Annotated in this window: 23 protein-coding genes and 1 riboswitch; of the genes, 10 read left to right on the top strand and 13 right to left on the bottom strand. The window is 40.0% G+C overall.

Features of this window, described 5'->3' with window-relative positions; genetic code table 11:
- Positions 1-19: 19 nt before the first annotated feature.
- Entirely contained in the window at positions 20-886 is an 867-nt protein-coding gene (djlA, locus tag H5126_RS07455; RefSeq protein ID WP_165724335.1) for a co-chaperone DjlA, read from the top strand.
- Here the strand turns inward: djlA and H5126_RS07450 are convergent.
- From H5126_RS07450 to rsuA, 3 genes are all read right to left on the bottom strand, one after another.
- Positions 869-1,819, bottom strand: coding sequence for a DUF3530 family protein (locus H5126_RS07450; protein WP_182719914.1), 951 nt, complete (start codon positions 1,817-1,819; stop codon positions 869-871). The two genes, djlA and H5126_RS07450, sit on opposite strands and share 18 nt — an antisense overlap.
- Before the next feature lie 81 nt (positions 1,820-1,900).
- Entirely contained in the window at positions 1,901-2,554 is a 654-nt protein-coding gene (gene rluA, locus H5126_RS07445; RefSeq protein WP_182719913.1) for a bifunctional tRNA pseudouridine(32) synthase/23S rRNA pseudouridine(746) synthase RluA, read from the bottom strand.
- A 386-nt stretch (positions 2,555-2,940) separates the two neighbouring features.
- Entirely contained in the window at positions 2,941-3,639 is a 699-nt protein-coding gene (gene rsuA / locus H5126_RS07440; RefSeq protein ID WP_182719912.1) for a 16S rRNA pseudouridine(516) synthase RsuA, read from the bottom strand.
- A gap of 59 nt (positions 3,640-3,698) precedes the next feature.
- Between rsuA and zapE the strand changes: the two genes are divergently transcribed.
- Positions 3,699-4,808 carry a cell division protein ZapE gene (zapE, locus tag H5126_RS07435; RefSeq protein ID WP_182719911.1) on the top strand — a complete coding sequence of 370 codons (1,110 nt, stop codon included), beginning with the start codon at positions 3,699-3,701 and terminating at the stop codon, positions 4,806-4,808.
- A gap of 700 nt (positions 4,809-5,508) precedes the next feature.
- Here zapE and H5126_RS07430 read toward each other — a convergent pair.
- From H5126_RS07430 to H5126_RS07405, 6 genes are read right to left on the bottom strand one after another with little or no spacing between them, the layout of a single operon-like run.
- Complete coding sequence (locus H5126_RS07430; protein WP_182719910.1) at positions 5,509-6,936, bottom strand: tetratricopeptide repeat protein; 1,428 nt, start codon at positions 6,934-6,936, stop codon at positions 5,509-5,511.
- 19 nt (positions 6,937-6,955) lie between these two features.
- The gene (locus H5126_RS07425) at positions 6,956-7,612 is read right to left on the bottom strand and encodes an energy transducer TonB (protein WP_154904278.1); all 657 of its coding nucleotides are present in this window, start codon (positions 7,610-7,612) and stop codon (positions 6,956-6,958) included.
- 1 nt (position 7,613) lies between these two features.
- Positions 7,614-8,018 (bottom strand): biopolymer transporter ExbD, encoded by a 405-nt coding sequence (locus tag H5126_RS07420; RefSeq protein WP_036981164.1) that lies wholly within the window; start codon positions 8,016-8,018, stop codon positions 7,614-7,616.
- A gap of 4 nt (positions 8,019-8,022) precedes the next feature.
- Complete coding sequence (locus tag H5126_RS07415) at positions 8,023-8,403, bottom strand: MotA/TolQ/ExbB proton channel family protein (protein ID WP_002960812.1); 381 nt, start codon at positions 8,401-8,403, stop codon at positions 8,023-8,025.
- Positions 8,396-9,721 (bottom strand): MotA/TolQ/ExbB proton channel family protein, encoded by a 1,326-nt coding sequence (locus H5126_RS07410; RefSeq protein ID WP_182719909.1) that lies wholly within the window; start codon positions 9,719-9,721, stop codon positions 8,396-8,398. Before H5126_RS07410 ends, H5126_RS07415 begins: the two co-directional genes overlap by 8 nt.
- Positions 9,721-10,494 (bottom strand): DUF3450 family protein, encoded by a 774-nt coding sequence (locus H5126_RS07405; protein WP_024596704.1) that lies wholly within the window; start codon positions 10,492-10,494, stop codon positions 9,721-9,723. Before H5126_RS07405 ends, H5126_RS07410 begins: the two co-directional genes overlap by 1 nt.
- Before the next feature lie 217 nt (positions 10,495-10,711).
- Here H5126_RS07405 and H5126_RS07400 point away from each other — a divergent pair, with 217 nt between their 5' ends.
- On the top strand, positions 10,712-12,892 hold the full coding sequence (locus H5126_RS07400; protein WP_154904275.1) for a TonB-dependent siderophore receptor: 2,181 nt from the start codon (positions 10,712-10,714) through the stop codon (positions 12,890-12,892).
- A gap of 89 nt (positions 12,893-12,981) precedes the next feature.
- Positions 12,982-13,662, top strand: a complete 681-nt coding sequence (locus H5126_RS07395; protein WP_002960803.1) for a Fe2+-dependent dioxygenase — start codon at positions 12,982-12,984, stop codon at positions 13,660-13,662.
- A gap of 442 nt (positions 13,663-14,104) precedes the next feature.
- Here the strand turns inward: H5126_RS07395 and galE are convergent, their stop codons facing one another.
- Positions 14,105-15,121: a UDP-glucose 4-epimerase GalE gene (gene galE / locus H5126_RS07390; RefSeq protein WP_002960801.1), complete on the bottom strand. Its 1,017-nt coding sequence runs from the start codon at positions 15,119-15,121 to the stop codon at positions 14,105-14,107.
- A 276-nt stretch (positions 15,122-15,397) separates the two neighbouring features.
- Between galE and H5126_RS07385 the strand changes: the two genes are divergently transcribed.
- Positions 15,398-15,889: a DUF3016 domain-containing protein gene (locus H5126_RS07385; protein ID WP_138488524.1), complete on the top strand. Its 492-nt coding sequence runs from the start codon at positions 15,398-15,400 to the stop codon at positions 15,887-15,889.
- 48 nt (positions 15,890-15,937) lie between these two features.
- Here the strand turns inward: H5126_RS07385 and H5126_RS07380 are convergent, their stop codons facing one another.
- Complete coding sequence (locus H5126_RS07380) at positions 15,938-16,228, bottom strand: hypothetical protein (protein WP_002960798.1); 291 nt, start codon at positions 16,226-16,228, stop codon at positions 15,938-15,940.
- A 71-nt stretch (positions 16,229-16,299) separates the two neighbouring features.
- On the opposite strand from H5126_RS07380, the gene H5126_RS07375 reads away from it, so the two are divergent.
- Positions 16,300-16,509, top strand: a complete 210-nt coding sequence (locus H5126_RS07375) for a hypothetical protein (RefSeq protein ID WP_182719907.1) — start codon at positions 16,300-16,302, stop codon at positions 16,507-16,509.
- A gap of 250 nt (positions 16,510-16,759) precedes the next feature.
- Here the strand turns inward: H5126_RS07375 and epmB are convergent, their stop codons facing one another.
- Positions 16,760-17,785, bottom strand: a complete 1,026-nt coding sequence (gene epmB, locus H5126_RS07370; RefSeq protein ID WP_182719927.1) for an EF-P beta-lysylation protein EpmB — start codon at positions 17,783-17,785, stop codon at positions 16,760-16,762.
- A 41-nt stretch (positions 17,786-17,826) separates the two neighbouring features.
- On the opposite strand from epmB, the gene efp reads away from it, so the two are divergent.
- Positions 17,827-18,393, top strand: a complete 567-nt coding sequence (gene efp / locus H5126_RS07365; protein WP_024596699.1) for an elongation factor P — start codon at positions 17,827-17,829, stop codon at positions 18,391-18,393.
- A gap of 56 nt (positions 18,394-18,449) precedes the next feature.
- Positions 18,450-19,424: an elongation factor P--(R)-beta-lysine ligase gene (epmA, locus tag H5126_RS07360; protein WP_182719906.1), complete on the top strand. Its 975-nt coding sequence runs from the start codon at positions 18,450-18,452 to the stop codon at positions 19,422-19,424.
- 184 nt (positions 19,425-19,608) lie between these two features.
- Here epmA and H5126_RS07355 read toward each other — a convergent pair whose 3' ends face one another.
- Positions 19,609-21,726: a TonB-dependent receptor gene (locus H5126_RS07355; protein WP_182693954.1), complete on the bottom strand. Its 2,118-nt coding sequence runs from the start codon at positions 21,724-21,726 to the stop codon at positions 19,609-19,611.
- A gap of 84 nt (positions 21,727-21,810) precedes the next feature.
- Between H5126_RS07355 and H5126_RS07350 the strand changes: the two genes are divergently transcribed.
- Together H5126_RS07350 and H5126_RS07345 are read left to right on the top strand one after the other, a co-directional pair.
- Positions 21,811-22,209: a thioesterase family protein gene (locus tag H5126_RS07350; RefSeq protein WP_182719905.1), complete on the top strand. Its 399-nt coding sequence runs from the start codon at positions 21,811-21,813 to the stop codon at positions 22,207-22,209.
- Between the two features lie 126 nt (positions 22,210-22,335).
- The gene (locus tag H5126_RS07345) at positions 22,336-22,734 is read left to right on the top strand and encodes an META domain-containing protein (RefSeq protein WP_010555269.1); all 399 of its coding nucleotides are present in this window, start codon (positions 22,336-22,338) and stop codon (positions 22,732-22,734) included.
- Positions 22,735-22,840: 106 nt separating this feature from the next.
- Positions 22,841-22,955: riboswitch (TPP riboswitch) on the top strand.
- Positions 22,956-23,002 lie beyond the last annotated feature (47 nt).

Here is a 23,002-nt window from a genome sequence, read left to right as displayed (position 1 = left end):
TAAGAAGGCAGTATTATAGATGTGGGGAAAAATTCTCGGTTTTTGTTTTGGCTTTATGTTTGGCAAAATATTTGGTGCTATTTTAGGTTTATACCTAGGTCATTTATTTGATAAAAGCTTAAAAAATAACTTTGATAAAGCAGGCGGTTTTTCTAGCTTATTTAGTGGTGACGATGTTCACGAGCGCCAAGCTTTATTCTTTTCAAGTTGCTTTGCTGTCATGGGGCACATTGCAAAATCGAATGGCCGAGTGAGCGAAATACACATAAAAGCGGCTAACTTGTTCATGGACGAAATGGGCTTAAAGGGCGAAGAACGCCGCGAAGCACAACATGCATTTCAGTCAGGTAAAGAGGGCGACTTTTCACTTAAAGAAACCGTACACGATTTTAAAGAACGCTTTGCTAAACGAAACGATCTAATACAGTTGTTTTTAGAAATACAAATACAAATGGCGTTTTCTGACGGGGTATTAGCCGAACAAGAAAAGCAATTATTAGCAGAAGTAAGTAAACAGCTAGGCATTTCTAAAACACACTTTGCATTTGTATTAAAACGTTATCAAGCTGAGTTTAACTTTAGAAAGCAACAACAGCGCTTTAATCAGCAGCAACAAAGCCAAGGTCAAAGCAGTAGTTACCGTGAGGGTTCTGGCCACCATGTACCGCCAAATAATAATATGAACCGTGCGCAAGCATTGGCGTTATTAGGCTTAAATAGCGATGCAACGCAACGTGACATAAAAGTAGCGTACCGTAAACTTATGTCGCAACATCATCCAGATAAATTAGTATCGCAAGGTTTACCAAAGCACATGATGGAATTGGCTGTTAAAAAGAGCCAAGATATTCAAGCCGCTTATGAGTATTTAAAAAAGTCGGCGTAAAAAACCGTCTATTTCTTTTGTTAGGCGTGCGTGTTGACCAGGTTGATCGCGCAGGCCAAACAATTGGCGTTGGCGGTAATCAAATTTTGCATTTCGCTCAACCCAGCGCTGACGATTTTTAAGGCTCATTAAAATGTCTGTGCTGTCATTTGCATAGTAAATATCAAGCAAGGCGGGTGTAACAAGTGACGCTGTTTGGCTCAAATTTTCGTTACGTTTAGTATTAGGTAAGTAACTGCTTAAACTTATAAACGCATCTAGTCTCTCATCTGGAAAATCTGCATAGTACTCCAACAACACACCCGCACTTGTGCCTTGTGCAATAACCACTATATTACTCGAATCTTCCATAGCGGTTTGATACAGCGCATTAAACCGAGAAATGAGATTTATTTTATAGTCATCAAGTATGTCGTCAGTTACTTTTTCAATTGCATTAACGTAATGAGGCTCATCTTTGATTTTTGCAGGCTGTGATTGTGCGTTTGTTGCTGTGTCGGGCGATGCAGGCTCATCGGCTTTACTAGGCGCTGTTTCTGCTTCATTAGGCGTAGCTTTGGCCATTTTACTTGCTTGCCAATCAATGTCGGGCACTGTCATTGCGTAGGTGCTGTAACCTAAATTATTAAGCTCTTTGCGCAAGTAGTCCACACCTGAGTTATTGGTAGGTGAAGAATGCCAGTCGGGTATAAGTATTACGATACCTCTAAAATTACTACTCATATATTCGCTGTAAAGGCTTAAAAATTCCGTTTCACCCGCTAATATTGGCTTTATTTCATCACTTGGAAGTAGTCGCTCAATATCGCTATTTTCAATACTTGATAGACTAGGTGGGGCAATATGTTCAGCCGCGCTGATGAGGTTAGCTAAAAGTAGCGCACAGCTGAGCTGTATATAAAAAGCTGCCTTTAAAGACCGTGAAAATAGCATAACGCACCTAACTAATGACAATTAGTTAGGTATCGGCAAGGTTATCTAAAAGTTTAATAATTTACGAAGTATTTGCGCCGGTTAAAATTCTGGCTCAGCTTCAAAAGTAAGTACTTGCTCAGTTTTAGGGTGCTTTAATTGCAGCATTTGAGCATGTAACTGTAAGCGAGGAGCTGCAGCAAGTGCCTCTTTGTGGGCGTAAAGCCTGTCACCTAAAATAGGATGACCCAGGCTTAACATATGCACACGTAACTGATGCGAGCGACCAGTGATGGGGGTTAGCTCTACACGGGTTGCATTTTCTTTACGCTCAAGTATTTTAAAATGCGTAAGTGAAGGTTTACCTCTGTCGTGATCAACCATTTGTTTAGGGCGATTAGGCCAATCACAAATAAGGGGTAAATCTACTGATCCTGTTTCAGCTTCAAGTTGTCCGTATACACGTGCTATGTAACGTTTAGCTGTTTCGCGCTCTTGAAACTGCATACTTAAATGTCTGTGCGCTGCTTTATTCATGGCAAGGCACAGTATGCCAGAAGTCGCCATATCTAAGCGGTGCACTATTCTTGCTGTTGGAAAAACACGATTAACACGATTAATTAAGCTGTCGGCATGTTTAGGATCTTTACCTGGGACAGTTAATAACTCACTTGGTTTATTAACTATCAGTAAATCGTCATCCTGAAAAAGTATCGTTAAATACGGACTCATGGGGGGATTGTAGTTAACTAACACGGCCGACCTTAGTAATTTTGAAGGGCGCTATTTTAGTAGAGCAAGCCAACAGGCTCAAGTAAAAGTTTGGCTATATTGTTTTAGTTAGGGCGTGTTGAACGTTGGTGGTTGAATTTGCAGTAGTATGTTTGGTTTTTAGGCAAGGCAGAGCCTATGTAGTGTGGTTATTCCCCATAATTAGGCGATAACGCAGCATAAATGCCAAACATGCTCTGCCCTTTGGGTTCTTTCTAGGGGCGATTAACTCTTTGTTGCTCGATTTTTACTTAGCCCACTAGGTTACAAACCTCGCGCCGCGATTAAATCGCCCCTAGATTGAACAAATTTCAATCCACAAAGCTCAACACGCCCTAGTATATCCAAACTTAGGCTCCTTTAAAGCGCTTTTATAACTTAATTTCTTCGGGTGTTAATAATCGATATTCACCACTGGCCAAGTTTTCATCTAGGGTAATCCCCGCAATCTGCTCGCGATGTAACTCAACCACTTTGTTATCTACCGCGTAAAGCATACGCTTAACTTGATGATACTTTCCTTCACTTATTGATAAACGCAGTCCGTAATTAGCAAGTCGTTCGGCAATAGCTGGGCGGGTTAAATCTTTTTCGTTATGCAGCATGACGCCTGTACGTAATTGCTCAAGTGCTTCATCGGTAATAGGCTCTTGAGTTTCTACTAGGTAGGTTTTAAATTTATTGCTTTTAGGCGACGTAATTTTATGTGACCAATCGCCATCATTAGTAATAATAACTAACCCGGTGGTATCTATATCAAGGCGACCTGCTACGTGAAAGTCGCTCATATTTGGCTCATCAAGTAAGTCAAAAACAGTTTCATGAAGCTCGTCACTGTTGGCACATACATAGCCAACAGGTTTATTTAGCATGTAATAGCGCTTACCTAAAAATACCAAAGGCGTACCTTGGTGCAGTACTTCATCTTGCTGGGCTAGCTGAAAATTATGTGATGTGATTATTTCGCCATTCACGCTTACTTCTTTTCGCTTAATACTAGCACGAGCTTGGGTGCGCGGTATTTCAGCTAAGTGGCTAATAAATTTATCTAAGCGGCAAGGGAATTTCATTTTGGTTCACATTTTTAGTCGGCTACAATGGGCGCGATTATAGCCGATAGTGAAATACCATGACAGTGCACAGCACACAAATTTTAAGCCTTTACCAAGCAAAAATAGACACGGGTGAACTGTGTTTTGATGCAGCGCAGCAAAATGCAGTGGAAGCTTTAAATACGCTAAGCGAGCAACTTCAAGCTCACACATCATGGTGGCAAAAAGCGCCCTTAATAAAAGGCATTTATTTATATGGACCCGTAGGGCGCGGTAAATCCATGTTAATGGATTTATTTTATAAAAACCTACCTACTGAGCAAAAGCAGCGGCTGCATTTTCATCATTTTATAGCGCAAGTGCATGCCCAACTTACGCAGCTACAAGGTCAAAAAAATCCATTAACTCTGATTGCAAAACAGTGGGCTAAAAATATTCGAGTACTGTGTTTTGACGAGTTTTTTGTGAGCGACATTGGCGATGCTATGATCATGGCGAGATTGTTCAATGCGTTGTTTGAACAAGGTGTTGTGCTGGTGGCCACATCGAACGCAAAGCCAGAGCAGCTTTATTACAACGGCCTACAACGAGCGCGGTTTTTACCTACTATTGATTTAATTAATAACCATTGTCATATAATTAACGTGGCAGGGGAGGACGATCACCGCTTTAGATATGGTAAAAACAGCCGTCACTATTTTATTAATTTATCAAATCACGATTATAAAAATGAGTTTTTAGCTTCGTATCCAGTAGTAACATGCAACAATACAATTACTGTGCATGGGCGCAATTTACCTTATTTATTAAGAGCCGATAATGCCTTGATGATTGATTTTATGGCGCTATGTTCAGGCCCACGCAGTGCTAACGACTATATGTTTTTAGCAACGCAATTTGATGTGTTATATGTATCGAACGTGCCGCAAATGGGAGCTAAAGCAACGGGTAAAGTTATTGTTCACGGTATAGAAGATAGTTACCAACGCGAAAAACAAACACTTGATGAGCACACATTTGACGACGAAGCACGGCGCTTCATTGCCTTAGTCGATGAATTTTACGATTGCCATAAATTGCTGGTAATAAATGCGCAAACCGACATTGAACATTTGTACAAAGGTAAAAAGTTGAGCTTTGAATATGCACGCACGCAATCACGCATAGTCGAAATGCAAAATTGGTAACGCTTTAATATATATTGTAAACGAGCTTGCTCACGCGAAAAGCGCAGCGCCTTCTCAACCTCTTTGTGAATAAATCACTTAAGATCTTATTGCACAAAGAGAAGCAAAAGAGGAGTAAATGAGAAGACATAAAACAATAGTAATTATGTATTTTTACTTCTCTAAAGCGCAGCGCCTTCTCAACCTCTTTGTGAATAAATCACTTAAGATCTTATTGCACAAAGAGAAGTAAAAGAGGAGTAAATGAGAAGACATTAAAACATAGTAATTATGTATTTTTACTTCTCTAAAGCGCAGCGCCTTCTCAACCTCTTTGTGAATAAATCACTTAAGATCTTATTGCACAAAGAGAAGTAAAAGAGGAGTAAATGAGAAGACATAAAACAATAGTAATTATGTATTTTTACTTCTCTAAAGCGAAGCGCCCTCTAAACCTCTTTGTGAATAAATTATCTAAAAACTTATCGCACAAAGAGAAGTAAAAGAGGAGTAAATGAGAAGACATAAAACAATAGTAATTATGTATTTTTACTTCTCTAAAGCGCAGCGCCCTCTAAACCTCTTTGTGAATAAATTACTTAAAACCTTATTGCACAAAGAGGGGTAAATGAGAAAACATCAAAGCATAGAAATTACGAGCTTTGCTCGTCACAGCCAGCAAGCTGTGCTTATACAAGTAAATTTAACCACGGTGTTAAACTTACCCTTCTTGGCGCACTATATTCTCAAGGGCGCGAATATTAGTAATTAAGTCCTGGCGTTGTGGGTTGGCTTGTAATGCTTTTCTAAGATGCTTTAGCGCACTCGGGTAGTCTTTAGAATCAATCGCTATTTGCGATAATCCAAGCCACGCCGATAGTTGGTAATCAGGCAGAGCTTGTGCACGAACATACATAAGTTTAGCTTGGGTGAGTTGGCCTTTACTACGATATATACTTGCTAAACTAAGTAGGGCATCACCTAAATTCGGGTTTATTTTAAGTGCATTATTTAAGCTTTTAAGAGCACGTTTAGTATTACCTTGTTGCATAGCAATTTGTGCGCTGTATACAGAAAACTGCGCTTGTTCATCACGGGGTAGCTGCTTAGTTAATCTTTTTGCGCTGCCTATTAGCTCTTTAGCTAAATCCCATTTTTGTTGAGATACAAGCCAGCCTAAAGTTTGCATCGTGGTATTAATAACCTCAACTTGCTGCTGTTTAGTGGCGTGTTTTAAACCTTGCTTTAATAAACTCACAGCGCGTTCAGTGCTGCCTTCACTTAAATGCAGTTGGGCTGCTAAAAGCTGGTTACTGGTATCTTTAGGGTTGAGTTTTAAGGCCACTTCAATAGCAGCAAGCGCTTGCTTTTTTTGATCAAGCTGTAATGCTATTTGTGCACGTTGCAGCCAAAGTTCAGCTTTATCAGGGCTTTTATTAAGTAATTCTTTTAGTAATGCACTTGCCTGACTTAAATCACCCGATTCAATTAACGCAAACAATAGACCTTGTTGATATTGGCTTGTTTCTGGCGCTAGCATAAGCGCTTGGCGGTAGGCCGCTACTGCGCTCCAAGGTTGGTTGTGCTGTACGTGTATATAAGCAAGTTGCGCATAACTTTGTGCATCAGCTTGGCCAAGTTCAATACTGTGAACTAGATGTGTTTGCGCTTTATCATACTTTGCTTGTTGCATGTATAAAAGGCTCAAACCTTGGTGAGCTTTTACTAAATCAGGTGATGCTTTTAAACATGCTAAATAAGCGGCTTCTGCTTTATCAAAATCTTTTGTTGAAAGCAGTACTTGTGCACGTAATAAGTTTAAAGCAGTGCTATCTTGGCTTATATCTCGGCCTTTAAATAGCGCCGCAACTTCACTGTAATTACCTGCTTGTAAAAGTGGTTGCACTTGGCGAGCAAAACCGCGCTCGGTCGGTTCAATAAGGACCTCTGTAGGGCCTAGTAATTTATTATTTATAGCCAACTGCCATGTTGGATCGCTAGGCGATAACGTTACTTTTAGTGGCGCACTTTTTAATGGCGTACTAGCAGCGCTTGCATGCACGCTACTTACACCTAATAAAGGGAGTGAGCACATTAAAGTAGTGATAACTGCGCGAGTTAATGGTTTTAGCGTTTTAAATATATTCATATTTTTCATTTTAATAGGCTTAAGGTTTAAATTCGATTGGCCAAATAAAGCGAGCGCGTACGGTTTCACCTTCTTTTTTAGGTGCACTAAAGCGGCTTTGTTTAATAATTTTGTCGATAGCTGGTTTAAGTTCAGGGTATGGGTTTTGTACTACCTCAATTAAACTTAACTTGCCACTTTCATCAATAAATACATCGAGTTTTACAGTAAATACATCAACACCTCGGCGGGTTAAGCTTTTTGGTAAAACGGCCTTGACGGGAGTAAGTAAAGTGGGGAGACCATCGAGTTGATTTAAGCTAAATGCATCCCAATTTACACTCATTGATTGCCATTGTGGCGCGCTTACTTTTACGTTGGGTGTATCGGGTTTTACAATACTTAAATCACTCTTTATCTTAATTTTTACGGCTTGAATTGACGCGCCTGCACCTTCTACCGCTAAGCTTTGCATTGGCTCACTTGTTTGCTGTTGTGATATTGATGGAGGTGGCGGAGGTGGCAGTGCCACCATGGCAATCTCACGTACAACCACTTTGTCTTGTATATGGTGTTCAGCAAGTTGCCCAAGCCATAAAAGCAGTAATGCAGCACTAAGCACAATGAGGCTAAGGCCAAATGCAAACAGCGGATGGCGATTGTTTTTTGTTTTTTGAAGCGAGTTAATCGTGTGCATACTATTGCTTGGTCGCTAAGTTAACTTGCGCCGCGCCTGCCAGCTTTGCTTCGTCAATTACTTGAACAAGTAACTCAGTAGGTACTGTTTTATCAGCTTGAATAACCACAGGACGTTGTTGCTGTTTTAACATTTGCTCGACACTACTACGCACACCAGCAACACCAATTTGGCTGCCATCAAAAAATACTTGTTGGTTGTCGGTTATTGCTAAAAATATAACTTGCTGCTCAAGACGACTAGCCGATACGGCTTGTGGTTTATCAACCTCAACGCCGCTTTCGCGTACAAATACGGTTGTAACAATAAAAAATATTAGCAATATAAATACCACATCAAGTAGCGGCGACATATCGATATGTTGCCCCGCTTCTTGCTCTAGCTTGTGCTTTAAACGTGATTGCATAGTGTTACCCTAACTGCTTACTTAACGTATGTAATTTAGGATTACGCTGTGAATACGCTAAATACGCTTGCATTAACCACGCAGGAATAGCGCACACAAGACCCAATTGAGTTGTTAGTAATGCGTCACCAATGGCGTCACTCATTAACTCGTTATGGCCCAGCGCCATTACTTTAAATGTATCAAGCAAACCAACAATGGTGCCTAATAAACCAAGTAGCGGAAGCGCTGCAGTTAAAATAGAGCTAACTTCTTGCCAATAACCTTTGCGCTGCGCTTGGTATTGTTTAAGGTGCAGTAAGTCATGAAAAATCAGCTGGTATACAAATAAAGCGAGTAAAAGAATACACCAGCAAATAGGGTTACTAACGATTTTCTCAAACATTGGTTTCTCCTTTCTCTAGTTGACTTAGCTGTAATGCAAAGCCTTCTAGTTGGCTGTAGTACGCTTTTGCTTTACGCGATAACAGTGCATTTAAAACGAGTGCTGGTATAGCAACAACTAAACCTAACTCGGTTGTTATAAGTGCCTGTGCAATACCGCCCGATACAACTTCTGGGTCGCCTGAGCCAAACAAAGTCATCATTTTAAATGTTTCGATCATGCCGCTAACAGTGCCTAACAAGCCAAGTAGTGGGGCTACTGCAGCCGTAACGGCAATAGCGCCAATAAAGTTATCGAGTTTATGCTTATCATGAATTAACTGATTAAATAATTGATCGTCTCGTACTTGGCCTTTTTCGCTTTGCAGCGTTAAGTTAAATAGCTGCTGCTGCATACCTGAAAATTCACTGCTATTTTCAGCTTTAAAAAGTTGCTGTAATTGCATTTGAGAGTGCATTTTAATTTTACTTAAACGCAGTAGCTGTGCGGCTTTTAATAGCGCAATGGTAAGTGCAAAGCAGGCAAATAAAATAATAGGGATAGCCCATAAACCTCCTTTTTCTAGGTGTTCAAGCGGACTTTCTTGTTGGGCTTGGCTAGTTACTAAGTGCGTTAAACTAGGATCAAAAGTAAGTAATGTAGAGCCTACACCGTTTTGCTTTAAAGTATTATCGAGTGGGTTGTCGTCACTTGTTGATTGTACTAACGCTACTTTTAATGCATTAGATTCATCATCTAAATTTAATAAACCCATAAGTTTAGGTGTTTGCGTACTAAACCATGCAACAGGCCCGACTTGAAGGGTATTAGCTTGGCTTAATTCGCCATTACTTAGCACAACCGATTGTTTTTTAAACTGTGGATAAAGTGCCTGCTCTTGATTATTAATTAGCGATACAACACGGCTTAATAACTCGTTTTGGCTATTAGCCGACTCGTTACTGCTAGCACTATTGCTGGTGTTTTGGCGTACAAAACGGCTAAGTAAGTTTAATTGATATTGCTGCTGCTGTTGCCAAGTGTCTAATCGGGTTTGTAACTGATCAAGACTTAATGTGTTTTCGTCAGCTAGGCGGCGATTAACAGCGGCTTGTTCGCGTAATTTACTGAGCGATTGCTGCTTGGTAAAAATTTGCTTTGCAAGGGTCGCTTGCTCTTTTGAAATGCTATTTTGAGTTTTACTTAGAGTACGCTGCGCTGTTTTAATATCACTTAAAATACTTTGCTTAGCATCATCACTGCTAGCTGCAAAAGATATGTTTGCACTAAAAAGTAAAACCGTGGCGCTAAATACTTTAATTATGCTGTTAGTAGCCATTATTTAGCCCCTTGCTGGTTTTTATTTACATAACTTAATATTGGGAGTGTTACCCAATCAGCAGCGCGCTTTTTTTGCTGTACAGCAATACCCAGTGCAACTTGTTCTGCATTAATGCTTGAATCAAACTCCCACTGCCAACCTAAGTCACTTGGAAAACCAATACCTACGTAACTTAAGTCTTCACTTACAAACCATGCTTGAGCTGCACCTAAATAAAGCTGCTTAACCCATACTTCTTGCCCGTCAGGATGCTTAATAGCCATTTCGTGAATAGAAATACGTTGTTGAAAATCATTAAGTAGAGTCAGCATTTTTAGTGCTGTTTGTAATTTGTCAGTTGTACTGAGTTTTGAATCGCTTAAATCACCAGCGTTTTTCCAACTACTCAAAAGTGGCGGGGGGAGTTGCACTTGTAATGAAAGTAATTGCCCAGAAATACGTGCTAGTTGATCATTTAATTGCTGTTGATCATTTTCAAGTTCTGATTGCTGAGTTACAAGCTGTTCGCGTTTTTGGGCAAGCTCACTGGTGCTTTTTTTTCTACGCTGATTAAGCTCGCTAAGTTGCTGCTGCTCGGCATTAAGAAGCGTTAAGGTTTGCTCCATACTGCTTTTTTGTTCAAGCCAATGAGTATTTAATTCTGTGTTTTGATTTTCTATTTGTAGCCATTTATTAACGAGTTGTTCTAGCTCACTAACAGTGTCGGCTTTTACTGCCATAGTGCTACAAAGCGCGATAACTACGCTAATTGGTTTAATTAAGCTTCGCATTACTTAACAACAATCCTGAAAGTTACGACAAGCAATTACAAGGACGTAATTACTGTTAATTTTTAAGTGTGTATACAATATAGGAATTCACATAACAATGCAATTGATAACAGTTATCGTTTACATTACTTTGTTTGAGTGGTAGGATTTCGCCGAAATTAAATATGTACCTTAAATTAACAATAGTTAAGTGCTTAATAAAAACTACGGAGTAACCATGAGTAAGCCATCGAATAAAGGAAATGCGTACGTGAAGCCAATTGCAGCGGTTGTTACAGCTACGCTTTCAACTTGGGCAAGTGCACAGGATGTTCAAGAACTATCGGTAACCAAAGCAGAAACTAAAACTGAGTCTAGTTATGTTGTAGAAAAATCAACGTCGCATAAATACACTCAACCGCTACTCGATACAGCTAAAACGGTAACAGTAATCAACCAAGCGGTAATGAAAGACAGAAACGTAGATAGCCTACGTGATGCTTTGCGTAATGTTTCAGGTATTTCTTTAGCAGCAGGTGAGGGTGGCTCACCTACTGGCGATAGCATGTCGATTCGTGGTTTTAGTGCAACAAATGATATTTTTGTTGATGGTATTCGCGATGTTGCAGGTTACACACGTGATATTTACAACATTGAAGCCGTTGAAGTTGCAAAAGGCCCAGGCTCTGCAGTTTCTGGTCGTGGCGCAACAGGTGGTAGTGTTAATTTAGAAAGTAAAAAGGCGAAGTTAGACAACTTTAACGACGTTTCGCTACGTTTAGGTACAGAAAACGATTACCGTGGTCGTTTTGATACTAACATTCAAGTAAACGACACAAGCGCACTACGTATTAATCTTCTTACTGATAAAGGTGATGTTGCAGGTCGCGACCATGTTGAAAACGAAACAAATGCTGTTGCGTTTGCATTTGCAACAGGGCTTGGTACAAACAGCCGTTTTGATTTAAACCTAGAGTATCAACGCCAAGACAATTTACCAGATTATGGTATTCCTTGGGTTTACAGTGATACGCCAGTAGCTGAACTTGCAGATAGTGCACGCTCACCTTCTCCTGTCGACTTTGATAACTTTTACGGTAATATTTACCGTGATTACGAAGATATTGAAGCCTACTCAACAACAGCTCGTTATGAGTATGATTTTTCTCAAAATACTACGTTACGTGTGCAAGGTCGTTTAGGTAAAGTTAAGCGTGAATCAGTAACAACTGCACCGCGTTATTTCTCGGTTACAACAGACACTGACATTACCTTTGCAGATGAAAAAACACGTGATACTGAAAATTCACTTGCTGCACTTCAAGTTGATTTAATTGGTAACTATGAATTTGCTGGCTTTACTCACGACGTAGTAGTGGGTGTTGAACTTGCAAATGAAACGTTTACACGCCATAACTTTGTTGCAACTACGCCTGATAACCTGATTGAAGATGGAATACGCAATGACTTATACAACCCTGATGCAACAATTGCATTTACGGGTGTGTACGGCCGTGACGGTACAAGCATTGAAGCTAAAGCTAAAAACCAAGCTATTTATGCATTTGATACAGTGACGCTTAACAAGCAATGGGAAGTTACAGGTGGAATTCGCTTTGATAGCTTCACTACGGATTATCACAACGATTACAATGATCCAAGCGCTTTAATTTCTACAAGTGACGATTTATTTAGCTGGAATGCAGCTGTAGTTTATAAACCTACAGAAAATGGCAGTGTGTATTTAGGCGCAGGTAATTCATTTAACCCATCGGCGGAAAGCCTAACGGTATCTACGCGTTCAAATGCAGCTGATTTAGACGCAGAAGAAAGCCGCAGTTATGAATTAGGAACTAAATGGAGCCTAATGGATGGTCGCCTGCAAACTAATGCTGCACTTTTCCGTACTGAAAAAACCAATGCCCGTACTGATGACCCATTTGCAGATAGCTCAAGTGACGAAATACTCGGTGGTGAGCAGCGCGTTCAAGGTTTAGAGCTTTCAGCAACGGGCCTAATTACTAAAGAGTGGACTGTAATTGCTTCATACACTTACCAAGATAGCGAAGTAACTGAAGCATTAGGCGACGACGCAACTCAAGTTGGTAACGAGCTTGCGCGTACGCCTAAAAATAGCGCAAGTGTTTGGACTACGTACGATATGTCGGATAAGTTATCGTTTGGTTTAGGTGCGCAGTATGTAGGTGAGCGTTACAACGGCACTACGTCAACACGCTCTCGTGCGCCAGGTTATACTATTTTTGACCTGATGGTTGCGTATGACATATCAAAAGATTTGAGCCTGCAGCTTAATGGTGAAAACCTAGGTGATAAAGATTACGTTGATCAGTTAGGTGGTGGACACTTTGTACCAGGTGATGGTCGTAAGTTTAGTTTAACAGCGAGCTACTCTTTTTAATTTTAAAACAAATTAAAAAATAAAAGTAAGCATAAGGGCAGGCCTATTACCTGCCCTTAATTATTTGATGAAAATGTGAGAGGGCGCACATGATAGTTAAAATTCCAGAGCTATTAACGAAAGAAGAAGTGGCGTATTGCCATGAGGTTTTGCTTAAAGCACAGTGGGCCGATGGCAGTATTACCGCAGGCCATCAATCAACCAAAGCAAAAAATAACTTACAGCTACCTGAAAATAGTCCTGAATGCCAAGAGCTTGGCGATATTATTATGGCAGCACTTGCGCGTAGTAATTTGTTTATGTCGGCAGCGCTTCCTGCAAAAATTTTTCCTCCGTTATTTAATTGCTATCAAGGCGGGCAATCGTTTGGTGTGCATGTAGATAATGCAATTAGACAAGTGCCGGGTACGCCAGTAAAAATTCGTACAGATGTATCAATGACGTTATTTATTAATGACCCCGAAGACTATGAGGGCGGAGAACTTGTTATTGAAGACACTTATGGCTCACACAGTGTAAAGCTGCCCGCAGGCAGTATGGTGTTGTACCCTTCAACGAGTTTACATCGTGTAATGCCTGTAACGAGTGGGCGCAGATTAGCCTCATTTTTTTGGCTGCAAAGCATGGTAAACAGCGACGAAAAACGTGGTTTGTTATTTGATTTAGATATGTCGATTCAAAGTTTGCGCAGCAAAGTAGAAGATAGCCCAGAGATTATTCAATTAACAGGTGTGTACCATAACTTACTAAGACAGTGGGCACAGACATAACGAATATACTCGTTATTAAATATTGGATATAAGTATTTAAATATAAGTAATTAAAAGCTGCGCTTTTCGCGTGGTAAGCGCTACGCTTACAGCCAAAACTTAACGCTGTAGTTAAATTACCTGTAGACGCGCAGCTTGCTGGCGTGACGAGCGAAGCTCGTAATTTCTAGGTTTTGGTTTCTTCTCATTTATTCCTCTTTTACTTCTCTTTGTGCAATAAGGTTTTAAGTGATTTATTCACAAAGAGGCTAAGAGGTCGCTGCGCTTTAGAGAAGTAAAAATACATAATTACTATGTTTTATGTCTTCTCATTTACTCCTCTTTTGCTTCTCTTTGTGCAATAAGGTTTTAAGTGATTTATTCACAAAGAGGCTAAGAGGTCACTGCGCTTTAGAGAAGCAAAACTACATAATTACTATGTTTTCTCACTTGCCGTTTTTGCTTAACCCTTATAACCGTTAGGGTTATTTGACTGCCAGCGCCAGGTATCTTGCATCATTTCATCAATACCGCGCACTGCTTCCCAGCCAAGTTCATTAAGTGCTTTTTCTGGCGCTGCATAACACGCTGCAATATCACCAGGGCGGCGAGGTGAAACCTGATAGGGTACAGCCTGATCGCTTGCTTTAATAAATGCATTAACCATTTGTAGTACAGAGTAACCATTACCAGTACCTAGGTTATAAACTAATGCCCCTGTGCTGCTGGCAATTTTATCAAGCGCTTTTAAATGACCAATCGCTAAATCTACAACATGTATATAGTCGCGCACACCGGTGCCATCAACTGTGTCGTAGTCATCACCAAATACAGCGAGTTGCTTTAATTTACCTACCGCTACTTGTGCGATAAACGGTAAAAGGTTGTTTGGAATACCATTAGGATCTTCACCAATTAAGCCCGACTCATGTGCACCCACTGGGTTAAAGTAACGCAAAATAGCAAACGCAAAGCGCTCATCGGATTTAGCGATATCTTGTAGCATCATTTCAACCATTAACTTAGATGTGCCGTAAGGGTTGGTAGTACCGCCTACAGGAAAGTCTTCTTTGATTGGTAAGCTTGCTGGGTCGCCGTAAACCGTGGCTGACGAGCTAAATACTAATTTAAATACACCCGCATCGCGCATCGCATCAACAAGCGTAAGCGTACCTTGAACGTTGTTTTGATAGTACTCAACTGGCTTTGCAACCGACTCGCCTACTGATTTTAAACCCGCAAAATGTATAACACTATCAACCGTATGTTTTGCAAATACAGAATCTAAAAAGGGTTTATCGAGAATGTCGCCTTGGTAAAAAGTGGCTTCTTTACCTGTTATATTTTTTACGCGCGCAAGTGATTCTTGTGATGAGTTACTTAAATTATCAATAACAACAACATCGTTACCTTGCTGTAAAAGTTCTAAAACAGTGTGCGAGCCAATATAGCCTGCGCCACCGGTTACTAAAATAGTCATGAAAGCTCCGTGGGTACCTTTTATCAATTAAGTTAATTTCACCATAAATAGAGGTGATTTACATGTTTTATCTGTAATTTATATGATTTTAATCGTATTTTTTTGATATCAGCACATTAAATACTTTTGATTACATTTTGTGCAAAACAAGTAACACTTGATTCGTAAGATTAAGTTATAGTTAATAAACAAGTGCTAAAATAGCTTTAGTAATAGCTAATGCTAGGTTTACTCCAATCCACACTTTTGTGATTGGTTACCTCTTTGGAGAAAGATATGAATTTAGTTAAAAAAATAGCAACAACAATGTGTATCGCATTACCTGCGCTTGCCCATGCTGGTGAGTCTGTTGTTAAATGGAATGACTTTAATGATTATCGTGATGTGCGAGCGTCTAACCAAGCTAAGGGCTCGTATCACAAAAGTATTGCGGCAAGTTTTGAAAAACATATGTCTAAATTAGCTGAGCAACTACCAAAAGATTATAAGTTAAACGTAGAGTTTACTGATTTAGATTTAGCGGGAGATGTGCGTTATGGTGGTATGGAGGAAATTCGTGTAGTAAAACCAATATACTTTCCACGCATTAAGCTTAATTATTCGTTAACCGATAACGACGGTACAGTGCTTAGTAAAGATACTGATGTGGAGCTCAAAGATATGGGCTTTATGGATAAAATTAAAATGGGCCGCGAAGAATCATTATATTACGAAAAACGCTTATTAACAGAGTGGTTTGGTGAGCAAATATTACCAAGTTTAGATTAACTTAAAATAAAAATGCCGCTAAATAGCGGCATTTTTGCTTTTTAATCTTTACTTAAAAGTAGCTAACAGCGTGAGTATTTGTTGTAACTTAATAACGGTTGTTTTAAGTTTTTCTTCATCAAAACCATCGTTAGATAAGCTTTCAACGTCAGCGGCTACGTCAAGAACATACGGCTTAAAACGTTTAGCTTCAAAGCTAAAACCAGCATCTTGTGCAAATAAGGCTTTAAATTTGCCATGGCCTTGCTGTTGTAGTTCATCGAGTTTTTTGTCGGCATCAAGCGCCTGACGATAAACAATTTTTAAATTAGTATTGAGTTGTTCAATAATTGAATCCATGGTTTTCCTAAAGCTTTGTACTGCATGGCCGACATAATACTTGGATTACATTTAAAAGTCAGGTTTGTTATATGAATATATCAGGCACAAGTTTACCCGCTGTTTCTGGCTCAGGCCAAGGCAGTGAGCTTTATAGCGCTGCTTTATCTAAAAAGCAGCAACTAGCAGATGGCGCAGCAGCACTTGCACTTATTGAAGGTGCTGCACAATCGTCAAGTGCACAAACACCGGTTAAGTCGGTAACTGCATCATTGGGTAACAACGTAAATATATATGTTTAAACTAGGGCGTGTTGATCTTTGCGGATTGAAATTTGTTCAATCTAGGGGCGATTAAATCGCGGCGCGAGGTTTGTAACCTAGTGGGCTAAGTAAAAACCGAGTAACAAAGAGTTCATCGCCCCTAGGAAGAACCCGAAGGGCAGCGCATGTTTGGCATTTATGCTGCGTTATCGCCTATTTATGGGGAATAACCACACTACACAGGCTCAGCCTTGCCTAAAAGCCAAACATACTGCTGCAAATTCAACCATCAAAGGTTAACACTCCCTAACTTAAGATCGATAGGTGTTTTGCTTTTTTGACCACCTATTTCTCTCACTAATTTAGGCACTAAAAATCCAGGCAGGGCTTTTAATAGCTCTGCCATTATTTTTATAGCGTCTTCTTCGTTAATATCAAAGTGGCTGGCCCCTTCAACTTTATCGAGCAAATACAAATAATACGGCAATACGTCTGCGTCAAATAACGCTTCGCTTAAATTTATTTGCGCATCGAGCGTATCATTCACATCTTTTAAAATTACAGCTTGGTTTAAAAGCGTTACGTTTGCTTGTTTAAGCTTTTGCATGGCTGCTTTAAAGTCAGCGTCTATTTCGTTGGCGTGGTTTATGTGATTAATAAAAATAATTTTTAATGGCGATTTTGCTAATCGCTCACATAGCTCATCGGTTACTCGCGCCGGTATAACTACTGGTAAACGACTATGAATTCGCATTCGTTTAATTTGTGGTAATTGCTCAAGCTCATCTAAAAACCAACTTATTGCATCGTCTTTGGCCATCAGCGGATCGCCACCACTTAAAATCACTTCGTTTATATTGGCATCAGATTTTATGTAGCTTAGTGTTTCAAGCAGGCTTTTTTTATTAAGTTGGTTTTCTTGATACGGAAAGTGCCTTCTAAAGCAGTAACGACAATTGACTGCACAGCCGGTTTTAAACATTACTAAAACACGCGATTTATACTTATGTAAAAGGCCGGGTTGTTCGTTATCTTGCTCAAGTAGGGGATCTTTATTAAAACCCGACTTAGTTAAAAATTCTTGATGGCGTGGCATGACTTGCAATAAAAGAGGATCGTTTGGATCGCCTTTGCGTATTTTTTTTATAAAAGGGATAGGCACGCGTACCGGAAATAAACTGCGGGCTTTTAGGTCGTTTTCATGGACTTGGCTCGATAAACCGACCATTTCAAGCAAGGTTTTTGGGCAGGTAACTACATTTGCTAATTCTTTTTGCCAGTTTTTATGCAAATTTGCTTCATTTCTTTGTATCATTGGCATGTAGATTACTCGAAAAAATATAAATAGAGGAAACGATGGCGAATTATAGCACCAACGAGTTCAAGGGCGGCCTAAAAATTATGATGGACGGCGAGCCTTGCAGTATCTTAGAAAATGAAATGGTAAAACCTGGTAAAGGCCAGGCGTTCAACCGTGTTCGTATCCGTAAACTTATCTCTGGTAAGGTGCTTGAAAAAACCTTTAAATCGGGTGAATCAGTTGAAGGTGCTGATGTAATGGATACAGATTTAGCGTATCTATACACAGACGGCGAATTTTGGCATTTCATGAACAACGAAACATTTGAGCAAATTGCCGCTGACGAAAAAGCACTAGGCGATGCAGTTAAATGGTTAGTTGAAAATGATTTATGTACAATTACATTATGGAACGGCAGCCCTATTGCTGTTACACCACCTAACTTTGTTGAGCTTGAGATCACTGAAACAGATCCTGGCCTTAAGGGTGATACAGCGGGTACTGGTGGTAAACCAGCAACGCTTAGCACAGGCGCTGTAGTACGAGTTCCATTATTTGTACAAATTGGCGAAGTAATTAAAGTAGACACTCGTAACGGTGAATACGTAAGCCGTGTTAAGTAAGCTTTAACATTGTTTATAAAATCCCAGCTTAAGCTGGGATTTTTTTTGGAGAAAATATGTCAGCAGATCTTTGGGCCCCAAGCGCAAGCATTGAAACACTAAAACAACGTGCAGCAATATTACGTAGCATTCGTGAGTTTTTTTATACGCGTAATGTAATGGAAGTAGAAACTCCTAGCTTAAGCAGTGCCAGTGTAACCGATGTGCATTTGGCCAGTTTTAACACCACATTTGTAGGTCCAGGGCACGCAGGTGGGCTTCCTCTTTTTTTACAAACATCTCCTGAGTTTGCTATGAAACGCTTGTTAGCAGCAGGCTCAGGCGCTATTTTTCAGCTTTGTAAAGCATTTAGAAATGAAGAAGCGGGTAGCCATCACAATCCCGAATTTACAATGCTTGAATGGTATCGCCCAGGCTTTGATGAGTTTGCACTTATGGATGAAATGGATGAACTAATGCGGCTTGTTTTAGATGTTGAGCCGGCAACAAGGCTTACTTATCAGCAAGCGTTTGAACAAGCACTTGGGCTCGATCCGCTAACAGCGAACATAGAGCAATTAAAGCAACTAGCGTGTGAGCATGGATTTGCTGATATAGCCCAAAATGAAACGCATAAAGATACCTTACTGCAATTATTATTTTGTATGAAAGTGGAGCCCACAATAGGACAAGATAAGCCATGTTTTGTGTATCACTTTCCAGCTTCTCAAGCGGCACTTGCACAAATTTGTGAACACGATACACGCGTAGCAGGGCGCTTTGAGCTTTATTATAAAAATATGGAATTGGCGAATGGCTTTAACGAACTCACAAATGCCAGCGAGCAAGTTAAACGTTTTAATGAAGATAACGCATACCGCGCTGAAAACGGTTTAAAGCAAGTGCCAATGGATACGCGTTTAATTAAAGCGCTGGAGCATGGATTACCTCAGTGCGCAGGGGTGGCTTTGGGGATTGATAGGCTTGTAATGCTCGCAACAAATAAAGAAAAAATTAAAGACGTAATCGCGTTTGATGTGCAAAGAGCGTGATGCTTGGCTTGTAGGCGTAGGTGGAAAACCTGTAGGTGCGAATTTACTTCGCGCTCGTGTAATTTAACTTTATAAAAAGCGAGGTATAAAACCTCACCTACAAATAAAAAACACCGCGTTTAAATTAAACGCGGTGTTTTTTATTGCTTGCTGTAGCTTTCATTTGAAAGCCAACGGCTATGCTTTACAGATTAAGTGTGAACGTAACACCTGCTACGCGAGGCTCACCTAATTGTGTATAGGTATGCGTTGCGTAACCATCTTGTGGGTCATTACCAAATTCAAAACCACGTGTAGGGACTGTTTCGTCAAATACATTACGAGCCCATGCGCGAACTGCCCACATGTCTGCTTCGTAGCCAAAGCTTAAATTAACTAAGTTGCTGCTTGGTGCTTGTGAATTGTGACTATCTGAGAAGTAGTAATCGTCCTTACCTTCAATACCAACCATGCCGTAAAATGCGTTAGTAAAGTTGTAACGTGCAGTAAACGCATACTGGTATTTAGGTGACTGAGCTTGTTCGCGACCGTCTTGATTTAAGCCTGATTGTGTTACAAAGTCGTCAATTTCAGTGTTTAAGTAACCAGCACTACCTGTTAAAAATAGATTATCAGTTAGTTGGTAACTACCTTCAACTTCAAGTCCGTAGTTGCTACCAGAACTTGCGTTATCAACATAACCGGTAAATTGCTGACCTTCTACTTGCCATGCTTTTAACTGAATATCGTCGCGGTGCATGTAAAATGCTGCTAAGCGAAGTGTAAATTTGTCATCAAGTGATGAACCTTTAACACCAAATTCGCCGCTCCATAAATATTCAGGGTCAAAACTGGTGTGTTGCTGGAAAAAATCAGCGCTTAGGTTTAAGCCTTCATCTTTTGCTTTAGCCAGTGCTTCTGAGTTAATACCACCGGCTTTGTAGCCACGGGTGATGCTGGTGTAGATCATAGTGCGATCAATTACTTGATATTCAAGTGCTATTTTACCGCCAACCATTACATCGTCAGTATCTTGTATAAAGCCATTGCTATCGGTGTAGTCGCCTTGGTATTGCTCTACACGTAAACCTGTAATTAATGTTGTTTTAGGGCCAATTGGAGTCGCTACTTGACCATATACTGCAACGTTACTCGTTTCGTAAGTTGAAGAGAACGGGCTTGCTAACCATGTGTACTGGCGCTCTAAATCAACATCACGGTTTTGGTAATAAATACCCGCAACCCAGTTACCTGTTTTAGAATTAAATTGTAAATCTACAGACTGATCGTCGCGATCGCGGCTGTATAAATCAGTTGAGCTGTATCCATCTGGATGTAAGCCAGCAGCACATAACTGTGGTTCACTTGTATCGTTACATACCCAATCTTCGTCAAAGCTGTAAAGTAATTCGGTATCAATAGCCGACAGGTTTAGGTTTACATCAAAAGCGTCAAAACCCGTGTAAGTATTATTAACACCTATTGCGTAGCTTTGTTGATTATCTTGCCCTGGTTCATCGGCAACACTATTGCGGCTGTTATCAAGCGTAAACGCATCGTAACCATTGTTTATGTCAATATAGTGAAGGTTTAACTCAGTATTTAAATGCTTTGTAAGCTGGCTGTTTAATTTAAAGCGGGCTACTTGTTCGTCTTGATTTTGTGTTTCGTCATTTAAGTACAAGTTATCTACGTAACCGTCTGACTTTCTACGAAAGTAGCTAACGCGTGCGCTAGTGTCATCTGTTAAGCCTGTGCTTGCTGCAATGCCTGCTTCGCGGGTGTTGTATGTGCCAGCACCTACTTGTAATTTTAAGCTTGGATCGCTTGTGGCTTTAGCTGAACCCATTTGGATCATACCGGCCATACCGTCTGCGCCAAAGCGTGTACCTTGTGGGCCACGATAAATTTCTACTTGGTCTATATCAAATAATAATGAACTGCCACCAAGGCCAGAATAGTTAATACCATCAATAACTAAGCCTACAGATGGATTAATAGGGTCTACAAATTGTGAACGAAGTCCCACGCCACGAATTTGAATATAACGACCGCGCGACGCACCAGATGCAAAATTTACATTGGCGGTACTGCCTAACATTTCGTCTAAGTAACTTGCACCACGTTGATTAATTTCATCTTCGCTGAATAAGCTCGCACTCGCACTTAAAGTTTGAATGCTTTCGCGCTGAAAATCGCCAGTTACAACAATTCTTTCTAGGTCGCTATCATCAGCGTTAGCTGCAATTGGTGCACCAAGCAGCGGTAAAAGTGCGGCAGTAATTAAAGACAAACGTAAGTTCATTGGGTTACTTAACTCCATTTTAGGGACTCGTATGGTAGCAATTATTTAAACACATGTGCTATAAACGCGGCAATTATACGTTAAATAATCAGGATTACTAATATGACCTTTAAAGTTGACTTCAAGGTACGTGATTACGAATGTGACTTACAAGGTATTGTAAACAACAGCGTCTATTTTAATTATTTAGAGCATGCTCGACATGAGTTCTTGTACGCACACGGTATTGATTTTGCTCAGTTAGCAAAAGATAAAATTAACCTAGTCGTGATGCGCAGCGAAATGGACTATAAACATTCACTATTACCAGGTGATGAATTTTATGTGGCTGTAGAGCCGCAGCGTATTAGTCGTTTAAAATTTGCCTTTAAGCAAACGGTTATACGTATAAGCGATGAAAAAGTAATGCTCAATGCACTGGTTATAGGAACGTCTGTTAATGAAAAAGGTAGGCCATTTTTACCAGAGCAAATAGATAACGTATTTAAAACTACAACTTAGTACTTAATCGCATAACTTTTGAACTATCATAGAACAAAAATTTACATTTAAAACATGCATTTTTAACGGATAAAGGGCATAAATATTGTTACAATTACATTAATTAGACAATTAGTTAGTAGTAGCATGAAATTAGCAGCAATACCGATGCTTATAGTCGGTTTATGTGTTGGTTGCGCATCAACAGGGACGGTTACCAGTGAGCAGCTTAAATACACCCAATGGCAATTATCACGTGTTGATGGTTTAGCAATTCCACCTTCGTTTAATGCATCAATGAGCTTTATTGAAGCACTGCAAGTAAACGGTTTTGCTGGCTGTAACAAATTTTTTGGTGAAGGCTCGCTTGAAGAAAGTAACCTTACCGTAAGTAAATTAGGAATGACGCGCAAGTCATGCGGCGAAGACCTTGATGAGTTTGAGCAGCAGTTATTACAAGCCTTAAAGCAAGGTGCAGAGCTTAAAATGCAAGACCAGCAATTAGTCATGCAAGGCGAGCAAACATTTGTGTTTATCCCTAAATAATTTTAAGTTTTTGAAAAACAGCCCCTTGCGGGCAGTTTTTAACTGACGTACACTCAGCGCAGATTTGTTGAATAATATCTTCGAATCGACGAACAAATTTATATATCAATACTTGTCGGAGTGCCAAAGCTAAGTAATTAGTTTTTGGCTGAGATCGCGAAAGCGGGATCCGTGAACCTGATCAGGTTAATACCTGCGTAGGGAACAAGCTGCCTAAAATGGGACGCTTGTGCGTCTTTTTTTATGCGCACAATAAAGTGATTTTGTT

Source organism: Pseudoalteromonas sp. SG45-3, assembly GCF_014164075.1.
Taxonomy (GTDB): Bacteria; Pseudomonadota; Gammaproteobacteria; order Enterobacterales; family Alteromonadaceae; genus Pseudoalteromonas; species Pseudoalteromonas distincta.
This window is presented reverse-complemented; position numbering and strand designations above follow the sequence as displayed.

Coding starts and splice junctions, on each gene's coding strand:
- H5126_RS07420 (WP_036981164.1), bottom strand. CDS start 8,018: ATGCAATCACGTTTAAAGCACAAGCTAGAGCAAGAAGCGGGGCAACAT.
- H5126_RS07405 (WP_024596704.1), bottom strand. CDS start 10,494: ATGCGAAGCTTAATTAAACCAATTAGCGTAGTTATCGCGCTTTGTAGC.
- H5126_RS07425 (WP_154904278.1), bottom strand. CDS start 7,612: ATGCACACGATTAACTCGCTTCAAAAAACAAAAAACAATCGCCATCCG.
- H5126_RS07430 (WP_182719910.1), bottom strand. CDS start 6,936: ATGAATATATTTAAAACGCTAAAACCATTAACTCGCGCAGTTATCACT.
- H5126_RS07355 (WP_182693954.1), bottom strand. CDS start 21,726: ATGGAGTTAAGTAACCCAATGAACTTACGTTTGTCTTTAATTACTGCC.
- H5126_RS07415 (WP_002960812.1), bottom strand. CDS start 8,403: ATGTTTGAGAAAATCGTTAGTAACCCTATTTGCTGGTGTATTCTTTTA.
- H5126_RS07350 (WP_182719905.1), top strand. CDS start 21,811: ATGACCTTTAAAGTTGACTTCAAGGTACGTGATTACGAATGTGACTTA.
- H5126_RS07450 (WP_182719914.1), bottom strand. CDS start 1,819: ATGCTATTTTCACGGTCTTTAAAGGCAGCTTTTTATATACAGCTCAGC.
- H5126_RS07385 (WP_138488524.1), top strand. CDS start 15,398: ATGAATTTAGTTAAAAAAATAGCAACAACAATGTGTATCGCATTACCT.
- galE (WP_002960801.1), bottom strand. CDS start 15,121: ATGACTATTTTAGTAACCGGTGGCGCAGGCTATATTGGCTCGCACACT.
- H5126_RS07395 (WP_002960803.1), top strand. CDS start 12,982: ATGATAGTTAAAATTCCAGAGCTATTAACGAAAGAAGAAGTGGCGTAT.
- epmB (WP_182719927.1), bottom strand. CDS start 17,785: ATGATACAAAGAAATGAAGCAAATTTGCATAAAAACTGGCAAAAAGAA.
- epmA (WP_182719906.1), top strand. CDS start 18,450: ATGTCAGCAGATCTTTGGGCCCCAAGCGCAAGCATTGAAACACTAAAA.
- efp (WP_024596699.1), top strand. CDS start 17,827: ATGGCGAATTATAGCACCAACGAGTTCAAGGGCGGCCTAAAAATTATG.
- H5126_RS07410 (WP_182719909.1), bottom strand. CDS start 9,721: ATGGCTACTAACAGCATAATTAAAGTATTTAGCGCCACGGTTTTACTT.
- H5126_RS07400 (WP_154904275.1), top strand. CDS start 10,712: ATGAGTAAGCCATCGAATAAAGGAAATGCGTACGTGAAGCCAATTGCA.
- djlA (WP_165724335.1), top strand. CDS start 20: ATGTGGGGAAAAATTCTCGGTTTTTGTTTTGGCTTTATGTTTGGCAAA.
- H5126_RS07345 (WP_010555269.1), top strand. CDS start 22,336: ATGAAATTAGCAGCAATACCGATGCTTATAGTCGGTTTATGTGTTGGT.
- H5126_RS07380 (WP_002960798.1), bottom strand. CDS start 16,228: ATGGATTCAATTATTGAACAACTCAATACTAATTTAAAAATTGTTTAT.
- zapE (WP_182719911.1), top strand. CDS start 3,699: ATGACAGTGCACAGCACACAAATTTTAAGCCTTTACCAAGCAAAAATA.
- rsuA (WP_182719912.1), bottom strand. CDS start 3,639: ATGAAATTCCCTTGCCGCTTAGATAAATTTATTAGCCACTTAGCTGAA.
- H5126_RS07375 (WP_182719907.1), top strand. CDS start 16,300: ATGAATATATCAGGCACAAGTTTACCCGCTGTTTCTGGCTCAGGCCAA.